A 760-nucleotide genomic window follows, 5' to 3' on the forward strand; every position below is an offset into this window, starting at 1 on the left:
AAACGACAAGCATATAATTAGTATTATTATGTATTGTAATCTTTTCATGACATTGTGCACAACGTTCCCGCGGTATGCTGTCGTGGCAGTTTCTTTCCGACGGGAAAGGAACTGTCAGGACAAAATAAACAGCCTGCGAACGTTGATATGTTTTGTTTAAAATTACTGCCATGCAGTATGACCGCGTGTTGTATGGCGGTTTTTATTTAAATCGTTCATTGATATCCCTGTTCAGTATAAATTTAAGCTTTCCCTCTGGACGTATTATGTAAAAGTCATACGAGGATTCAGGTTTTAAAATAGAATCGTTATAATGAATACAATCGTATAAATTATTTGGTGTTAAAAGATAATTATATGGATTATTGCAACTAAATCTTATTCCTGTAGTTCTCAATCTTAATGATAAAGTTCCGTGATTCATTTCTTTTTTTATTATCCTGTCTTTTAATTCAATCTTATAAAGTGAATAAAAATCTGTTTCATTTTTTTTCTTTTCCAGAGTTTTATAGACTGGAATAAAAACGATTAATAGAAATGTAAATACTAACGAAATTGAAGCATAGTTGTAGAAAGATTTAAACTGAGAATCGGATTCTTTCATATTATTGTTATAACTCAAGTAGTTTTTTGTAATCCATTAATATATTCAAAATAACTCCTCCACATTATTCAAACTGCCATACAACGTTCCCGCGGTATGGTGTCGTGCGGTTGACTGTCCCACGAAGTGGAGACTGTCAAGCCGAAAACGACGGCA

At 32.9% G+C, this 760-nt stretch carries 1 protein-coding gene; it reads right to left on the reverse strand.

What is annotated here, in order from left to right:
- Window positions 1-202 precede the first annotated feature (202 nt).
- A complete protein-coding gene (locus tag ACE01N_RS20565; protein ID WP_380592974.1) occupies window positions 203-604 on the reverse strand; it encodes a hypothetical protein in 402 nt (133 codons plus the stop codon).
- Window positions 605-760 lie beyond the last annotated feature (156 nt).

The sequence above is a fragment of the Quyinboa ferrireducens genome, from assembly GCF_042436675.1.
Classification (GTDB): Bacteria; Bacteroidota; Bacteroidia; order Bacteroidales; family UBA5342; genus JBHJHP01.